General features: G+C 34.3%; 14 protein-coding genes and 1 tRNA gene. 9 read left to right on the top strand and 6 right to left on the bottom strand.

Annotated elements, in window-relative coordinates; all coding sequences use genetic code 11:
* Window positions 1-63: 63 nt before the first annotated feature.
* From KEM10_RS04605 to KEM10_RS04595, 3 genes are all read right to left on the bottom strand, one after another.
* Window positions 64-137 (bottom strand) — tRNA-Arg (locus KEM10_RS04605).
* Window positions 138-268: 131 nt separating this feature from the next.
* Window positions 269-955 (bottom strand): head GIN domain-containing protein, encoded by a 687-nt coding sequence (locus tag KEM10_RS04600; RefSeq protein WP_212214090.1) that lies wholly within the window; start codon window positions 953-955, stop codon window positions 269-271.
* Window positions 956-1,037: 82 nt separating this feature from the next.
* Window positions 1,038-3,983, bottom strand: coding sequence for a DEAD/DEAH box helicase (locus KEM10_RS04595; RefSeq protein ID WP_212214087.1), 2,946 nt, complete (start codon window positions 3,981-3,983; stop codon window positions 1,038-1,040).
* Between the two features lie 310 nt (window positions 3,984-4,293).
* On the opposite strand from KEM10_RS04595, the gene KEM10_RS04590 reads away from it, so the two are divergent.
* From KEM10_RS04590 to folD, 3 genes are all read left to right on the top strand, one after another.
* Window positions 4,294-4,890 (top strand): NAD(P)H-dependent oxidoreductase, encoded by a 597-nt coding sequence (locus KEM10_RS04590; protein ID WP_212214084.1) that lies wholly within the window; start codon window positions 4,294-4,296, stop codon window positions 4,888-4,890.
* Window positions 4,891-5,048: 158 nt separating this feature from the next.
* On the top strand, window positions 5,049-6,386 hold the full coding sequence (gene ffh, locus KEM10_RS04585; protein WP_212214081.1) for a signal recognition particle protein: 1,338 nt from the start codon (window positions 5,049-5,051) through the stop codon (window positions 6,384-6,386).
* Window positions 6,387-6,527: 141 nt separating this feature from the next.
* Entirely contained in the window at window positions 6,528-7,409 is an 882-nt protein-coding gene (gene folD, locus KEM10_RS04580) for a bifunctional methylenetetrahydrofolate dehydrogenase/methenyltetrahydrofolate cyclohydrolase FolD (protein ID WP_212214078.1), read from the top strand.
* A gap of 158 nt (window positions 7,410-7,567) precedes the next feature.
* Here the strand turns inward: folD and KEM10_RS04575 are convergent, their stop codons facing one another.
* Window positions 7,568-9,088, bottom strand: coding sequence for a DUF4301 family protein (locus tag KEM10_RS04575; protein ID WP_212214075.1), 1,521 nt, complete (start codon window positions 9,086-9,088; stop codon window positions 7,568-7,570).
* Window positions 9,089-9,330: 242 nt separating this feature from the next.
* Here KEM10_RS04575 and KEM10_RS04570 point away from each other — a divergent pair, with 242 nt between their 5' ends.
* The 3 genes from KEM10_RS04570 (at window position 9,331) to pgeF (ending at window position 12,670) form a co-directional block, all read left to right on the top strand.
* Entirely contained in the window at window positions 9,331-10,551 is a 1,221-nt protein-coding gene (locus KEM10_RS04570) for an OmpP1/FadL family transporter (RefSeq protein ID WP_212214072.1), read from the top strand.
* A gap of 13 nt (window positions 10,552-10,564) precedes the next feature.
* Window positions 10,565-11,785, top strand: a complete 1,221-nt coding sequence (locus tag KEM10_RS04565) for an SGNH/GDSL hydrolase family protein (protein ID WP_212214069.1) — start codon at window positions 10,565-10,567, stop codon at window positions 11,783-11,785.
* A 90-nt stretch (window positions 11,786-11,875) separates the two neighbouring features.
* Complete coding sequence (gene pgeF, locus KEM10_RS04560) at window positions 11,876-12,670, top strand: peptidoglycan editing factor PgeF (RefSeq protein ID WP_212214067.1); 795 nt, start codon at window positions 11,876-11,878, stop codon at window positions 12,668-12,670.
* On the opposite strand, the gene KEM10_RS04555 is transcribed toward pgeF, so the two are convergent.
* Together KEM10_RS04555 and KEM10_RS04550 are read right to left on the bottom strand one after the other, a co-directional pair.
* Complete coding sequence (locus KEM10_RS04555) at window positions 12,667-13,404, bottom strand: aminotransferase class IV (RefSeq protein ID WP_212214065.1); 738 nt, start codon at window positions 13,402-13,404, stop codon at window positions 12,667-12,669. The genes pgeF and KEM10_RS04555 overlap by 4 nt on opposite strands.
* A gap of 168 nt (window positions 13,405-13,572) precedes the next feature.
* Window positions 13,573-14,109: a hypothetical protein gene (locus tag KEM10_RS04550; RefSeq protein ID WP_212214063.1), complete on the bottom strand. Its 537-nt coding sequence runs from the start codon at window positions 14,107-14,109 to the stop codon at window positions 13,573-13,575.
* A 133-nt stretch (window positions 14,110-14,242) separates the two neighbouring features.
* On the opposite strand from KEM10_RS04550, the gene KEM10_RS04545 reads away from it, so the two are divergent.
* Genes KEM10_RS04545 through KEM10_RS04535 form a run of 3 tightly spaced genes read left to right on the top strand, consistent with a single transcriptional unit; the run spans window position 14,243 to window position 16,540 of the window.
* A complete protein-coding gene (locus tag KEM10_RS04545; RefSeq protein ID WP_212214060.1) occupies window positions 14,243-15,412 on the top strand; it encodes a lipoprotein N-acyltransferase Lnb domain-containing protein in 1,170 nt (389 codons plus the stop codon).
* Between the two features lie 48 nt (window positions 15,413-15,460).
* Entirely contained in the window at window positions 15,461-15,946 is a 486-nt protein-coding gene (locus tag KEM10_RS04540; protein ID WP_212214058.1) for a thioredoxin domain-containing protein, read from the top strand.
* Between the two features lie 12 nt (window positions 15,947-15,958).
* On the top strand, window positions 15,959-16,540 hold the full coding sequence (locus tag KEM10_RS04535) for a thioredoxin family protein (protein ID WP_212214056.1): 582 nt from the start codon (window positions 15,959-15,961) through the stop codon (window positions 16,538-16,540).
* The last annotated feature ends 1 nt before the right edge of the window (window position 16,541 follow it).

Here is a 16,541-nt window from a genome sequence, read left to right as displayed (position 1 = left end):
ATGAATTAACTTACACAGATAGTATTGCACAAAAAAAAGGTTGCCAGAATTGGCAACCTTTTGTGATCTCGGCAGGACTCGAACCTGCAACCTCCTGGGCCGTAACCAGGTGCTCTATCCAATTAAGCTACGAAACCATTTTATTAGCATTTTTTGTAGCCCTTTGGCTCAAATGCGGTGCAAAGAAAGGTAATTTGATTGTATTAAACAAGTCTTAAAGTCCACTTTCTACGCACCTTTTTGCTAATTCATTTGTAATGAAGCTAATTTATTCGTTAGCATCAATCACTTTTCCTTTCATTTCAATTTTATCAGGCTCTCCTTTATAATTAATAGTACCACCAGTACTACCTGTAGCCTTCAATTTTTCCTTTACTGTTATTTCAATATTACTTCCCAAAGTTGATTTTACAACTGCTTCATTACTTTCTAATGGATAACTAAGGTATTTTCCTCCGGTACCCATATTTACTTCCTGTACTTTACAAACACCTGAAAGCTCAATTCTGGCTGCATTACCCGATGCTTCAACAGCATTTACATCAATATCTAACTCAATGCTAGAGTCGGTGCCTGCGCGTATCTTTAATTTATCGGCATATATGGTGTTATCGGCATCAATACTACCGCCTGAACCAGTTTCAATCTCGCGTATAGTTTTATAGGTAACATACACCTGAACCGCCATATCCTTGTATATTTTGGTCTTCATCTTAACCACTAACTGACGGCTCTTTAATTCAGTGATAACATCACTTAAGTCTCCATTTTTAATATGTACTTCAACCGATTCTTTTTCACCTTCAATAAGAGTTACATTTACTCCTTTACTAGCTTTAACACGATCGAATGAACCCATTTTACGCACTTGCTTCTGAATATTGCTATTGTCCTCCTGTGCTTGCAGTCCAAAAACCAAGACGAATGATAAAATTAACGTGCTTATTATTTTCATATAATTAAGTTTTTCAGATTTAATAGAACAACCAATTTTTAATTGTTCTGTGTTCTTTATTCAGGGCACTAAACTACAAAAACTATGCAAATAATTCTTTTAGCTCAGAATCACTGATATCTTTTAATGGATTATTAGTAGTAATAAAAGTATCGGCCAGCTCCATCTTCTTCTCTTGCAGTCGCATAATTTTCTCTTCAATACTATCAGCTGAAATAAATTTATATACGAATACATTTTTAGTCTGACCAATACGATGGGCGCGATTGATAGCCTGAGCCTCAGCAGCCGGATTCCACCATGGATTTAATACAAAAACATAATCGGCTTCTACCAGATTTAATCCAACACCACCCGCTTTTAAGGATATCAAAAAGATGCGACAATCTTCATTCTTAGTAAACTCATCCACCGCTTTACTTCTATCAAGTGTTGAACCAATCAGTTTAGAATATTTTAGTTTTTTGGCTTGTAAATCTTTCTCAATTAACTCCAGATCTTTTACAAAAGATGAAAAGATGAGCACTTTGTGTTTCTCGGTAATGATGCTATCAAGCTTTTCAAATATTTGCTGATATTTACCTGAATTACCTTTATATGTATCATCAACTAAAACCGGATGATTGGCCACTTGTCTTAGCTTGGTAAGTGCTTTTAATGCAAGAATAGCATTTTTATTGATGCCTGTTTGCTCAACTGCTTTTAATAATTCGTTTCTAATTCCCGATTTTTCACGGTCATAAAATTTCTGTTGATCCTCAGTCATGTCGCAAAGCAAAACCTGCTCTGTTACCGGAGGAAGCTCTGTTGCCACCATTTCCTTGGTCCGACGTAATATAAATGGGGTAATGAGTTGTTGGAGCTTCTTCTCTTTTTCTTCGTTTTGCTTTTTTTCTATAGGACCGGCAAAATTGTTCTTAAAAAAGTTAAGACTACCTAATAATCCTTTATTCACAAAGTTCATCTGAGCCCACAAATCAACTAACGCATTTTCAATGGGAGTACCTGTTAATACTAATCGATAATCAGATTGTAAAGATGAAACAGCCTGATAAATCTTTGATCCAGGGTTTTTAATATTCTGACTTTCATCGAGAATGATATAGTGGAACTTGTAATTACTCAAGAATTCTATATCGTTACGCACCACGCCATAACTGCTTAAAACAACATGATAGTGCCTTAGTATTTTGCCAATTTCTTTAGTTTTTACCCGGTTGGTTCCTGTGTATAAATACACTTTCAGCTGTGGCGCAAACTTTTTTATTTCATTCGCCCAATTGTGCACCAACGAAGTGGGCATTACAATTAAGGTAGCAGGCAATTTACTCTGATTAAAGCCTACAATGTTACTATCAAACAAATTGAGCTGTTCTTCTGGTTTTTCGGTATTTTCTTCTTTTTCTTCAGAGTTGCTGTATTGCTGAAGTAGCAATGAAATAGTCTGTATAGTTTTACCCAAACCCATATCATCGGCCAGAATACCTCCAAAACGGTTTTTATTTAGCAATTGCATCCAAGTGTAACCTTCCTGCTGATAGTGTCGCAATTGCGCATTTAAACCTTCAGGGGTATCCAGCATACGGCCGTTACCCTCATTAATTAACTGACCTATTTTATTTTGCCAGTCGGGCGATACCTCGTTCAGTTTATCTTTATCTAAAAGATTAAAATGCATTTTACCCAGTAGCATTTTATCACCTTTTACTTCAACAAAATGCATCAGATCCGAAAAACGGGCAAACCACTCTTCTGGAATAACAAAAATCTCTTTGTTAGGTAAAATATACTCGCGTTTCCCCTTTAAAATATGTTGGCGGATTTTATGAAATGGTATTTTAAATTCACCTGCAGTAATAATTGCATTGATGTCGAACCAATCATTATCATCGCTATAACCAACTTCTAGTTTAACCTTTCCGGTGTAATAACTCTCTTCAAAGCCATTCTGATGAAGAATAATATCATTATAAGTTAACTCGCTAAAATGATGATTTATCCATTCAATTAAACGATTTAACATGGCTTCCGGCTCTGGAGATATATCTATTGGAAGGTATTGCGATTCACTTATATTTCGCAGCCCCATGTTTTTTAGCGCCTCAATTATTTCTGATTCTTTTTTCTTATTTCGTTTGAAGCGCAAAAACTGATACCTTCTTTTGTTTTTATGCAAATCAACAAACACCTCAGACTTAGTGCCCGCTAAATACTCTTTTTGATCGTATTTAAACTTTAAGGTAAAAATAGGATTATGCGACAAATCTTTTTCCAGCACTAGAATTGGACGCATTGCAACCTTTTTTTCCATAATATCAAAGCCAATGGCTTCAACTTCGTGATTACGAATAGTAGTTTGAACAAACGTGTTCATATATGTTTCAACACTTTGTGGACGAACTAATACATGGTTAACTCGCGTAAAAGGTTTGAACTTTTTACTATCAATATTCTCAAATCGATATAATTGATTATTGATCAAAAAAGTAGCTGGAACAGAAGTGACTTCAAGTATTTCTCTATTGGTTAAACCAAAATAAGTATCACCTTTTTTTATCTTCAGTGTATATTTTAATCCGGTATGATCCAGGTTAAAACTAAACAGAGTTTCATCATATAAGGGACTAATTTTGATTCTATCAGCCTTGTATAGGCGGCTGTATTTTGGGTTTTTATAATAAACAGGTGTACCATCCAGAGCTATAATCTCAAGAGCTTTTGATATTTTTTTATCGATATAAGGTCGAATATGATCTTCTGCGTATTTCTCATCCAATTTCTCAAAAAATAACTTTAAGTTTTTTTGTTTCGAAAAACGCTTAAAAAGATTCTGTTCATTGATGGTATTAAGGAGTTTAACCATTTCTTTTTCAGAAGGAGAAAAAGGATAACGCTTATTGGCGATGTGATCATCGGTAGCCTGTTCAACCAATGTTAAATAATTATCATCCTCCACATCAACATAGAAGGGAATAAGAGTTAACCCAATATTTCTTTTCTCTGTGATTACAGCAACCAACTGCTCCATAAAAACTTTGCTCTTTTAAATTTTACGATGCTTCTTCTATAGAAGCAAGTCAACAAAGATAATAGCTTTATCTTTTTGCTCAGGGCTTTCATAAAAATCTTCGATACCTTTTGTGTTAAACCTTTCTTAACTAACTAAACTGTAATGAATCAACAAATAAATACCTCTTTTAACTTCTCTTGATCGAACTTTTTTCTAACTTATTGGTAGTTTTAATAAACGAAATAAGTTGGCGATTTATAAGGGCTTTAGATGATTTTTTGATATTTAATTTCTGTCTACAGCCAAACAACTTACAAACTAATAAACAATGAAACACTTAATAATATATGCACATCCTTCTAAGAGAAGCTTTAGTTTTCAGTTAAAAAATGCTTTGAAAGTAGAAAGTGAAAGGAGAGGGTGGAGTGCCACCATCAGAGATTTATACGAAATGAAATTCGATCCCGTTCTATGGCCTTCTGATTTAGAAAAGATGAAAACAGGAAATACAGAAGACTATATTTTAAAAGAACAAGAATTGGTAAAAGAAGCTGATATCATCAGTGTTGTTTATCCCTTATGGTGGGCCGGATTTCCAGCTATTTTAAAAGGATATATTGATAAAATATTATCGTATGGTTTTGCTTACAAGGCTGGTAAGAATGGAATTGAGGGATTATTAACCAACAAAAAAGTTTACCTGTATACCTCAATGGGCAATAAAGTTGAAGAATATGAAGAAAAAGGCTTAATAGAAGCTTTCAGAAAGATTCAGGGAGGTGAAATTTTTGAATTTTGTGGCATGAATGTCGAGCATCAACAGTTTTTTCCTCAAATTCCATCGGCATCAACAGAAGAAATTGAAAAACATTTACAAGTGGCTCTTTCTGTGTTTGAACCGATAAGCGAAAACGTATCAAGTTAATAATTAAAGAAATACCATAATTATATTCAGATAGTTTGTACATTTTTCAAGGCCTTGCTTTTAAGATATTTATCTTTTTCGAAGCATAGGCCTTTTTTTGTTTTAATGACAGACAATTATTTTATAATTTTGCACCACATTTTAAATGATTAACAGGAATGTTTGAGAATCTTAGCGAAAGGCTTGAAAAGTCGTTTAAACTACTGAAAGGTGAAAGTAAAATCACCGAGCTGAATATTGCAGAAACATTAAAAGATATTCGTCGTGCTCTCTTAGATGCCGATGTTAACTATAAAACAGCCAAACAGTTTACCGAAACCGTTAAAGAAAAAGCCATGGGCCAAAACGTGCTTTCAGCCGTTAAGCCTGGTGAAATGATGGTAAAGTTGGTTCACGACGAACTGGCTGTATTAATGGGTGGCGAAAAGGTTGATATTAACCTTAATGGTAATCCGGCTATCATCTTAATTGCAGGTTTGCAAGGTTCTGGTAAAACCACTTTTACCGGTAAGCTGGCCAACATGCTTAAAACTAAAAAGAGAAAAAATCCTTTATTGGTTGCAGGTGACGTTTATCGTCCGGCTGCGATTAATCAGTTGCAGGTTTTAGGCGAGCAGATTGGTGCCAAAGTTTATACCGAAGAAGGTTGTAAAGATCCGGTTAAACTGGCTACCGATGGTATTAAAGAAGCTAAAAAAGGTGCACATGATGTGGTAATCATCGATACGGCAGGTCGTTTGGCCATTGACGAGGAGATGATGAACGAAATATCAGCTGTTAAAAAAGCAACTAGTCCTGATGAGATTCTTTTCGTGGTTGACTCCATGACTGGTCAGGATGCTGTTAATACGGCTAAAGAATTTAACGATCGATTGGATTTTGACGGTGTTGTACTTACCAAATTAGATGGTGATACACGTGGTGGTGCTGCTTTATCTATTCGAAGCGTAGTTGACAAGCCAATCAAGTTTGTTGGTATGGGCGAGAAGATGGAAGCCTTAGATGTTTTCCATCCAAGTCGTATGGCCGACCGTATTTTGGGTATGGGTGATATTGTTTCCTTAGTTGAAAAAGCTCAGGAGCAGTTTGATGAAGAAGAAGCCCGTAAACTTCAAAAGAAGATTGCCAAAAACCAGTTTAACTTCGACGATTTCTTGAAGCAGATACAGCAAATCAAAAAAATGGGTAACCTGAAAGATTTGGCTGGTATGATTCCGGGAATGGGTAAGATGCTAAAGAATGTTGATATCGATGACGACGCATTTAAAGGTATCGAAGCCATTATCCGTTCAATGACTCCTTTGGAAAGAGAACAACCGGGTGTTATAAACGGAAGCCGTAAAAAACGTATTGCTGCCGGATCAGGAACTTCTATTCAGGAAGTAAACCGATTAATTAAGCAATTTGACGATACCCGAAAGGTGATGAAGATGATGACCACCGGAAACAAAATGGGTAAGATGATGGGGAAAATGCCAATGGGACGCCGTCGATAAACTTAAAATATTTCAAAGAAGCACACTTGTGCTTCTTTTTTTATATAACAGTTTGTTAATATGATGTAGGTTGTTTGTTCATACTACTGCCTTCTGATTGATAACTAACAAACTATTTGTAAACCCTGAAAAATCAACGCCATGCAATTAATAGATGGAAAATTAACATCGAAAAAGATTCGCGAAGAAATAGCCGAAGAAGTGAAACAATTAGTTGCTTCAGGAGCTAAAAAACCTCATTTGGCAGCTGTTTTAGTTGGTCACGACGGAGGAAGTGAATCATATGTAGCCGGTAAAATGAGAGCCTGCGAAGAAGTAGGATTCAACTCAAGTTTAATTCGTTACGAAGACGATGTGACTGAGGAAGAATTATTGGCAAAAGTGCATGAACTGAATAATGACGATGACATTGATGGTTTTATCGTTCAGTTACCGTTACCTAAGCATATTTCGGAAGAAAAAGTAACGGAAGCTATTGATCCACGTAAAGATGTAGATGGTTTTCATCCTGTAAATGTGGGCCGAATGACCATTGGTATGCCTACATTTGTTTCAGCTACTCCTCAGGGTATAATGGAGTTGTTAAAGCGTTATAAAATTGAGACATCGGGTAAAAATGTAGTAGTTATTGGACGAAGTAATATTGTGGGACGTCCAATGAGTGTTTTGCTTTCACAAAAGGGCTATCCTGGCGATGCTACTGTAACGGTTGCTCATAGCCGTACAAAAAACCTTAAAGAACTGTGCTTGCAAGCAGATATTATTATAGCCGCTATCGGTTCACCCGGATTTGTTAAAGGCGATATGGTAAAAGAAGGAGCAGTTGTGATTGATGTAGGTACAACAAGAGTTCCATCTACCGAAACAAAATCAGGCTGGCGCTTAAAAGGGGATGTATTGTTTGATGAAGTTGCTCCAAAATGTTCATTTATTACACCTGTTCCTGGTGGAGTTGGACCAATGACAATCACATCATTGATAATTAACACATTAAAATCAGCCAAGAAGGAAATTTATTCATAATATTGGTTGGTCACAGTTATAAGGTAACAAACAGTTGTTAAATCGCACAATTCTTATAATTGTTGATAATATAAAAGCCCTGAGTCATCGTGATTCAGGGCTTTCTCTTTTTATCTAATTTCTATAAGTCTGACGGCCAAGTAATCTAACACTCTAAGTTATTCTGGTTGATGCTGTGGGCGAAGAAGATCCATAACTGTTTTAACCGGATTAAATGTCGATACCGGCACTTCAACAAAGAATGTAAGCCAGTTAGCCATTGCACCATTCCATAAACCAGGTAGTTCCAAAGCTTTCAACGGTTTTCCATTTAATGTTTTTTCTGAAATAAAACCAGTCTGAGGATCTACAAAATCCTTTAAATCAAACTTGTTTCCTTTATAATCTTTTAGATAGCAAACTAAGTCTACCGGATTAAAATGGGTGCTGCTTTTCAAAATCTCTTGTTGCTTCTCATCATTGGGATCAATCTGAGCTCCTTCAACAATCTGAAGACTGATGCTGTCATCGCTTTGTTTTACCCAAAAAGGTCCACCACCTGGTTCTCCTTCATTTTTAACCATTCCACATATACGAATCGGACAATTAAGCTTGTCAAAAATATATTTCAGCTGAGCATTCTTATCACTGCCTTGAATTGATATTGGAATATTAATTTGTAATTCATCATGCATAAAACCAAATGACTTTTCTATGGCTTCATCTTGAATTTTTTCATCAGAATCTTCAAGATTAGATAGTATTGAAAACAAGACTTCTTTCTTTTCGAGTAATAAACCAGCTAATACTTTTTTATACTTAATGGTATCTGACTGTAGGTGATCAGGAACTACATTATCGATGTTTTTAATGAAAATCAAACTATTGGGCATTTCATTTAAATTCTCAATCAAAGCACCATGTCCGCCAGGTCGGAAAATTAATTGACCATTTTCATCTCTGAATGGTGTATTATCAGGATTAGCAGCAACGGTATCTGTACTTGGTTTTTGGAAAGAAAATCCAATGTTATAGTTTATATCATACAACTTCTCGTATTTGTCCTTAACAGAATTCCAAAGTTCATTAAATTTCTCATGATGTTCAGGGCTAACCGTAAAATGCACCTTTCCCGACTGATCAACAGATTTTCCATATCCTGCCGCTTCTCGTAAATGTTCTTCAAAAGGGGTAACTGCATTAGTTCCATCCTTATGAAATTGCAATAATCCTTTAGGTAATGATCCGTAACCCATACCTTCATCTCCCAAAAGATGTGTTATTATATCATAAGCCCATTCTGCTTTGCTTTTGTTATTAATTATTGGTAATTCTTTAGCAAAAGCAAACTTATCAATCTTAGCAATAAATGATGAGTAAGGTTCATTATCAATCAATTCTGATTGTTGCTGCGGTGATGCTTGAATAAATTCAAACAAGATTTTAAACATTCTTGTTGCAGCACCAGAGGCAGGTACAAATTTGGCTACATCAAGACCGTTTTTGATCTCATCATTATAAAGTTGTATATATTTATCACAATCTTCATCATCTAATGCAGAAATACCATCTTTAATAGTTGCCGGCTTGGTTAGTTTTGCAAAAGGAAATCCCTTTTCGAAATAAGAAAGTTGAATTAATAATTGATCAGTTGTTATATTTTTATTTTTCAGTAATTTATAATCACTATCTGTAAACATAGGTGGATTTTTTATTCATTGATTTATTAATACAGATTTAAATATAGTTAATTGTATTGGTTTAGCCTTCCAGTGTTTAAACAAAAAAAATCAGAAAATATAAGATTATAGAATATTTATCCATTTGATTCAAACGTTCTATTATTCTATAGTTCAATTACTTACAAATTGTAAGTGGTAAAAAAAAACTCTATATTCGGCCCCAATATTTAATATAGAGTAATTACTAAATCATTATGTTTATGAAGAAAGTCTTCATTTGGGCTATTGCAGCAATGTGTGGCCTTAACTCTTATGCTGAAGGTTACCAGGTTAATTTGCAAGGTAATCGACAAACAGGTATGGGACATACTGGAGCCGGTTTACTAATGGGAGCTTCAAGTATTCACTTTAACCCAGGAGCACTTAGTTTTTTACAAGACAAATATGAATTTTCATTTGGAGGTAGTGCTATTTTTTCAAAAAACACCTTTCAAAAACAAGCTCCTTCAGTTTATGAAGCAAAATCAGATAATCCTGTTGGAACTCCTTTTTATTTTTATGGTGCAACTAAAGTGACGGATCAACTAGCTATTGGATTATCAGTTACAACACCATTTGGTAACTCGCTAAGCTGGGAAAAAGACTGGGATGGTCGATATTTAATTCAGGATATTTCATTAAGAGCCATTTTTATTCAACCTACAATATCTTATCAAATTACTGAAAAATTAGGTGTAGGAGTTGGTTTTGTAGCTGGCAACGGAAATGTTGATTTGAATAAGGCATTACCTATTTATGGTCAGGATGGAGCAGAAGGTAACGTTAACCTGGCAGGTAACACATGGGCGTTTGGTTACAATGCAGGTATAACCTATAAAGCTTCTGATGCTTTAACACTTGGATTAAATTATCGTTCTAAAATATTAATGAAAGTAGATGGGGGTGATGCAACGTTTAACGTACCAACTGCAGTATCAGGTTTATATCCGAACACAAAATTTGATGCAGAGTTGCCGATGCCAGCTAATTTAACATTTGGAGTTGGTTATCAAGCAACTGAAAAATTATTGTTAGCATTTGACCTTCAACATGTGGAATGGTCTGCTTATAAATCATTAGATTTTGATTTCGAAGCTGAAACCGTTCCTGATTCGCATAACCAAAGAGATTTTGAAAACACTTTAATTTATAGATTGGGTGCTGAATACGCTTTGCAAGAATCATTTCAATTAAGAGCAGGTATTTATTATGATTCAACACCCATTCCAGATGATTTATTAACTCCCGAAACACCCGGAACTAATAAAATTGGTATATCAGCTGGATTTACGTGGAAAGCATCAGATAAACTAGCTGTAGACGGATCATTATTATATATACACGGACAAAAACGTGAAGATGGTTATGCTCCTTCTGATTTTTATGGAACTTATTATACTAATGCAGTTATACCAGGTATTGGCATAACCTACTCATTCTAAAAAACAGAAAGAAATGAATACAAAACATATATCAATATTTTCACTGTTACTTTCTTCAATGTTATTGTGGCAGTGCGAACCTAATGTAGATTCATTCACTCCAACTAGTGGAGAGGCTGATTTTACCAAGTTTATAGCAATCGGTGATTCTTATACTGCAGGATATACCGATGGCGCTTTGGGGCAACGAGGACAAATGGAGAGCTTTGCCTACATTCTGTCTGAGCAATTAGCTTATGTGGGAAGTGAGAGTTTTAATCAACCATTGGTTGAGAGTGAAGGTAGCGTTGGAACAACCGTGCTTGCTCCTAATCAAAACAACGGTTACTTCCAACTTCAGATTGCTAATGGTGATTTATCACCTGTTCCAACAATGGGAGATATGAGTATTTTTACAGAACAGGTATACAGTACCGAAAATCAAAACTTTGGTGTTCCCGGAGCAAAAGCTATTCATTTAGGATATGGTGGTTATGCACAAGCAAATCCTTTCTTTTATAGATTTGCCAGTAATTTAAATACGACGGTATTAACGGATGCTCTTGCAGCACAGCCTACTTTTATTTCGCTATGGATTGGAAATAACGATGCCTTGGCTTATGCTCTAGCTGGAGGTAAAGAAGGAAATGATGCCATTACAGATACGGATGTTTTCGGAGCTGTTTATTCTCAGATTATTCAAGGACTTACTGCAAATGCTAAAGTTGTGGTTGGTAATATTCCTAATGTAGATGATATCCCATTTTTTAATTACATTCTTTCTGATGGTCATATTCCGTTTGTAATTGAAGATGAAGGAACAATAAGGCAATTACAAGAAGGTGAAAAAGTATTGTTAACGGCCTCTACCTTATTAGGTATGGGATATGGACAATCATTGGAAATGCCCTTGCCCGGAACTTATGTTTTAGATGCTGAAGAATTAGCTGAAATAGATGAAGCCATAACAAGTTATAACACCACAATTAAGTCCATAGCTGATAATAATGAATCAATTGCTCTAGTAGATATGAATTCTTTACTTAAAGAGCTTGGAAAAGGCCTTATTATTGATGGTAATGTGTATAGTGGCGAATTTGTAACCGGTGGTATTTTCTCACTTGATGGAATTCATGTAACAGGAAGAGGATCAGCTATAATAGCTAACACTTTTATTGAAGCAATCAATAAACAATTTGGAGCTAAAATTCCAATGGCTAATATAAACGACTATAAAACGGTTGAATTTCCTTAATTATAAGGAAACCTCAATAATATAAGAAGGAGGGAAACATTTCCCTCCTTTTTGTGTTTATTAAACCGTTCAATTAAACTAATCAACACATTGTTTGCCTACTGTAATTTTTGCGAAAAAGCACATAATCCCTGGAAGATAGAGAGGGAGAAGGTATCTTATTTTGTTACCGATCGATGGGATGGTAGTTCAAGGCCACCTTATAACGAGTTAAATATGAGTATGAATGTAAGCGATTGTGTAGATGATGTTTTATATAATCGCCTGTTAGTAGCTCGGCATTCAGGAATACGTATGAATAGATTTGTATTTGCAAGTCAGGTACATGGTGATCATATTGAAATAATAGAGGAGGAGAGGCTTAGCAAAAATTCATATTCAATAATTAAAGCAAGCGATGGATTGATAACAGCAGTTAAAAATATTTCTTTAACTGTTATGGCTGCAGATTGTGTTCCTGTTTTATTATATGATCCTCAAAAAGAAGTAGTGGGTGCTTTTCATGCCGGTTGGAGAGGGGTAAGTCAAAACATACTTGGCAAGGGAGTTACTATGATGAGAGAACAATTTGAGTGTAATCCCAATACCATAAGGGTATTTATTGGTCCATCCATTGGTCAGTGTTGTTACGAGATTAAAAGTAAAGTTATAGAAGCAGTGGAAAATCAGGTGCCTAACTACGAGAAGGCAATAAAATTAAAAGGAGAGAAAGTATTTTTGGACCTAAAAAAGAGTATTGAATTTCAATTGATAAATGAAGGAGTGGAGCGATCAAATATTATCAGATCTAAATTCTGCACTAAATGTTACTCTCATAAGTTTTTCTCATACAGAGCTAATTCCGAAACAGGAAGGTTTTGTGCTTCGATAGCACTAAAAGGTTAATTTACTACTTTTTCCTCTTTATATTGCTTGATTAAGATATTCAATTCTGCACTAATTTCTTTTATAAGAGGATGATTAGCATTTAATTTTTGTGCATCAATAGCCTTTATCGGTAATACCCTTGGTGAAGTCCCTGTAATAAATGCGGCTTCCATTTTTGCAACATTCTCTAAATTTATTGCTTCAAACTTGATACCCCAACCTTTATTAATTATTATTTCAATCAATTTTTGCCTGATTACACCAGGTAGTACCATTTCATCTGGTGCAGTAATAAATATACCATCTTTAATAAAAAACAAATTACTTCTGCTACCTTCTGTAATCTGATTATGATGATTTACTAGGACAGTTTCGTAAACATGCTCTTTTTCTATGATGTTATTAGCTTCACCTCTAACTTCAGCATTAAATATTTTAGCTGTTGGATTTTGTCTTTCTGCTTCTTGAAAACAAGCCACCACACCTTCGGTATATTGTTTTGTTTCCGGGTAATGAACTGGAAGTAAAAAAGCCAAAAATTCTCTGTCTCCATTTGGCTTCATTCTAAATTCAAGCTTAATATTTCCTATTTCTAAATTATTGGCAGCAATAAGTGTTTTAACAATCTGTTTAATTTGCGAATTAGACTTCCATAAATCTAAATTAGCAATATTCGCACTGTTTTTTAATCGTTTTAAATGATCGTTAATAAAAAGAGGCACAGTATCTTCCACTCTAAATACTTCATACACACAAACACAATTATCATCGGATTGACTATTAAAGAAGTTAATCGATTTTAATGTTCGATTTATATAAAAATATTGCCCTGCTATGGGTGTGTGCATCATTTAGGTATCAAATATTGGGCATAAAAGTTATGAAAAAAAATGATATCTACACTTAAAAGTTCAGGTATTTTATACCTTCTTTTTTTCAAGTTCAATTAGTATTTTTTTAGCCCGATTTACTTCACCTTTACTTCCATAAGGTAATAAACCTTCCAATACTAATATGAATTCACTGATAAGGTCGGGATAATAATGAGTAATGTTATGAATTATGGTCATGCAATGTGCCTTAACTGCAATAGGAGTGTTTTCATTCCCAAGCCATTTAAAACATAAATCTATAAATTGTCCATCAGCTAATTCATTTAAGTCATGTTGTGATAAAATTCTAAGATAATGCCTTTTTATACTTTGATTTGATTCCTTCGCTACCAAAGCAATCATTTCTTTTAAGTAAGGCTCAATAATAGAAGGATTAACATCATGAATCAAATCAATTAAGTATGCCGACCTCCAAGCCATCTTATGCTCATTCAGGCGGTTCATTTTCCATAAAACACTAATAATATCAGCAGATTGACTCCAATCATTTGCCAATGATTTCATTTTGCCTGATAACCATTGTTCACTTATTAATGCTTCAACTTCACTTTGCGTTAAATTCATATCCTTATAGATCTGTCAAACAAAGATAAGAATCCGATAAGGCAATATTAAAAGTAAAAAACAAAAAATGAACTTTTTACTATTCTGCATTAAAACACAATTCAGTTTATTATATTCGGCAAAAAAACAGGCTATGCAAAGAATATTTCTTCTTATATGTTTCATTTTATTAATGATACCTTCTTATGGTGCTCAACAACTATCGGAGGAATCCAAAATTTCGCTCTTAACCTGCTCCCCGGGCCAGGATTTATATTCTATATATGGTCATAGCGCAATAAGGGTTAAAGATGATGCAAATGGGATTGATCACGTTTTTAATTATGGAACTTTTGATTTTGATACCCCTAACTTTTATTTGAAATTTGCCAATGGCAACTTAAAATACATGTTGTCTTCAGCACCATTTAACCGATTCTTGAATAGTTATTTTCATGAAGAAAGAAGTGTATTTGAACAGGAGTTAAATCTGAATCAATCAGAAAAACAAAAGTTATTTAATGCCATTTTATTGAACTCAAAAACCGAGAATCGATATTATAGATATGATTTTTTCTTTGATAACTGCGCCACACGTATTCGGGATATCATTTACCGAAATGTAGATGGCAATATTTCTTATATTGATACTATTCAAAGTAAGCAATCATTTAGAGCATTTATTCATGAATATGAAAAGAATATACCATGGGTTAAAGATGGCCTGGACATTATTTTAGGATGGGGCACTGATGATATAGCGGAGGTTAATGAACAAATGTTTCTTCCTGATTATTTGATGATTTACTTTGGAAAGGCAGTCATTAATAAAGAAGGAGAGGAGACAAGAAGCCTTGTAAAAGAAATGCAACCTTTGCTTCGTTTCGACAATGAAAAAGATAGTACCCTTTTAACACCTTCATTAGTCTTTTGGATTTTACTAATATTAGGAGGCATACTTACCGGGTATGAAATAAAAGTCAGAAAAAAACCAGTACAATTTGTTAATCGTACTCTGTTTGCTATTGTATCAATTGTAGCTTTCTTAATTGTGTTCTTATGGTTCTTTACTCGTCATGGAGTAACAGCCAGCAATTTTAACATTTTATGGGCTAATCCTTTATTTATTTTACTGGCAATATTACCTAATAAATTACTCATAGCTAAAAGTCTGCGAATTATAACAATTATCATTTTAGTATGTATGTTATTATTTGCTATTGGTTGGTTTGTTATTCCTCAACAAATACCAGCTATGGTTTTTCCATTAGTTCTGTTATTGATATTAAGAACCGGATTTATGTACAGATACATTAACAAGTAGTTAACAAACAATTTTAACTCAGAGCTGTTTTCATCTAAAACCTATCGAATGAAAACAGCTTTTTTTATAATATTATTTAATCTATCGTTTGTTCTTAGTCTTCATGCTCAGGAAGTCACCGTTTTAAACTCCAATCAATTACTTGAATCTGTTGATACATCTTCCGATACCTTATATGTTGTAAATTTTTGGGCTACATGGTGTGCACCATGTGTTGAAGAACTGCCTATATTTAATAGCAAAGAACTATCAAAAGCATATAAGCCAATTAAAGTAGTTTTGGTCAGCCTCGATTTTAAAACGCAGATTGATAGTAAACTCAAGCCATTTTTACAGAAAAAGGACATAACTGAAAAAGTTGTTTGGCTCAATGAAAGTAACCCCAATAATTGGGTCGATAAAATAGACCCATCCTGGTCAGGAGCAATTCCTGCCACCAAAATGTACTACAAAAATCAACAAACCTTCCATGAAGGAGAGTTAACTCACGATAAATTAAAAGAGAAAATTCAATTTATATTATCAATGAACTAATAAAATAAAACTATGAAAACAATTTATTTAACAATGGTTTTAGTGGCTTTGAGTCTTGTTTCAACAGCCCAGGTGAAAGTTGGTGACAATGCACCTGATTTTAAATTACTAAATACTGATGGTGAAATGGTTGCACTATCTGATTACAATAAAGAAGATGGTGTAATTTTGGTATTTACATGTAATCATTGCCCTTATGCTAAATTATATGAGCAGCGCATTATTGATTTAAACAAAAAGTACAAATCCAAGAAATATCCGGTTGTTGCTATCAATCCTAACGATTCGGTGGCCTATAAAGTTGATGGTTATTCTTATATGGTTGATAAGCAATACGATTTTCCATATTTACTTGATAATAAAGGCATATTCTCGGAATATGGAGCTACCAAAACACCTCATATCTTTTTGTTAAAAAACAGCGGTGATCAATTTGAAGTTGCCTATATCGGTGCTATTGATGATAATCCTCAGGATGCTTCAGAAGTGAAAGAAAAATATCTGGAATTAGCTATTCAGTCATTAATGGAAGGTAAAACGCCTAAATATACGTCAACCAAAGCCATTGGATGTAGTATTAAACCCTTTAAATGAT

The sequence above is a fragment of the Carboxylicivirga linearis genome (assembly GCF_018271995.1).
In the GTDB taxonomy this organism is placed as follows: domain Bacteria; phylum Bacteroidota; class Bacteroidia; order Bacteroidales; family Marinilabiliaceae; genus Carboxylicivirga; species Carboxylicivirga linearis.
This window is presented reverse-complemented; position numbering and strand designations above follow the sequence as displayed.

Bases quoted from the DNA above. Each gene is read 5' to 3' on its own strand.
- KEM10_RS04590 (WP_212214084.1), top strand. From the start codon at position 4,294: ATGAAACACTTAATAATATATGCACATCCTTCTAAGAGAAGCTTTAGT.
- KEM10_RS04570 (WP_212214072.1), top strand. From the start codon at position 9,331: ATGAAGAAAGTCTTCATTTGGGCTATTGCAGCAATGTGTGGCCTTAAC.
- KEM10_RS04540 (WP_212214058.1), top strand. From the start codon at position 15,461: ATGAAAACAGCTTTTTTTATAATATTATTTAATCTATCGTTTGTTCTT.
- folD (WP_212214078.1), top strand. From the start codon at position 6,528: ATGCAATTAATAGATGGAAAATTAACATCGAAAAAGATTCGCGAAGAA.
- KEM10_RS04535 (WP_212214056.1), top strand. From the start codon at position 15,959: ATGAAAACAATTTATTTAACAATGGTTTTAGTGGCTTTGAGTCTTGTT.
- KEM10_RS04595 (WP_212214087.1), bottom strand. From the start codon at position 3,983: ATGGAGCAGTTGGTTGCTGTAATCACAGAGAAAAGAAATATTGGGTTA.
- KEM10_RS04600 (WP_212214090.1), bottom strand. From the start codon at position 955: ATGAAAATAATAAGCACGTTAATTTTATCATTCGTCTTGGTTTTTGGA.
- KEM10_RS04575 (WP_212214075.1), bottom strand. From the start codon at position 9,088: ATGTTTACAGATAGTGATTATAAATTACTGAAAAATAAAAATATAACA.
- ffh (WP_212214081.1), top strand. From the start codon at position 5,049: ATGTTTGAGAATCTTAGCGAAAGGCTTGAAAAGTCGTTTAAACTACTG.
- KEM10_RS04565 (WP_212214069.1), top strand. From the start codon at position 10,565: ATGAATACAAAACATATATCAATATTTTCACTGTTACTTTCTTCAATG.
- KEM10_RS04550 (WP_212214063.1), bottom strand. From the start codon at position 14,109: ATGAATTTAACGCAAAGTGAAGTTGAAGCATTAATAAGTGAACAATGG.
- KEM10_RS04545 (WP_212214060.1), top strand. From the start codon at position 14,243: ATGCAAAGAATATTTCTTCTTATATGTTTCATTTTATTAATGATACCT.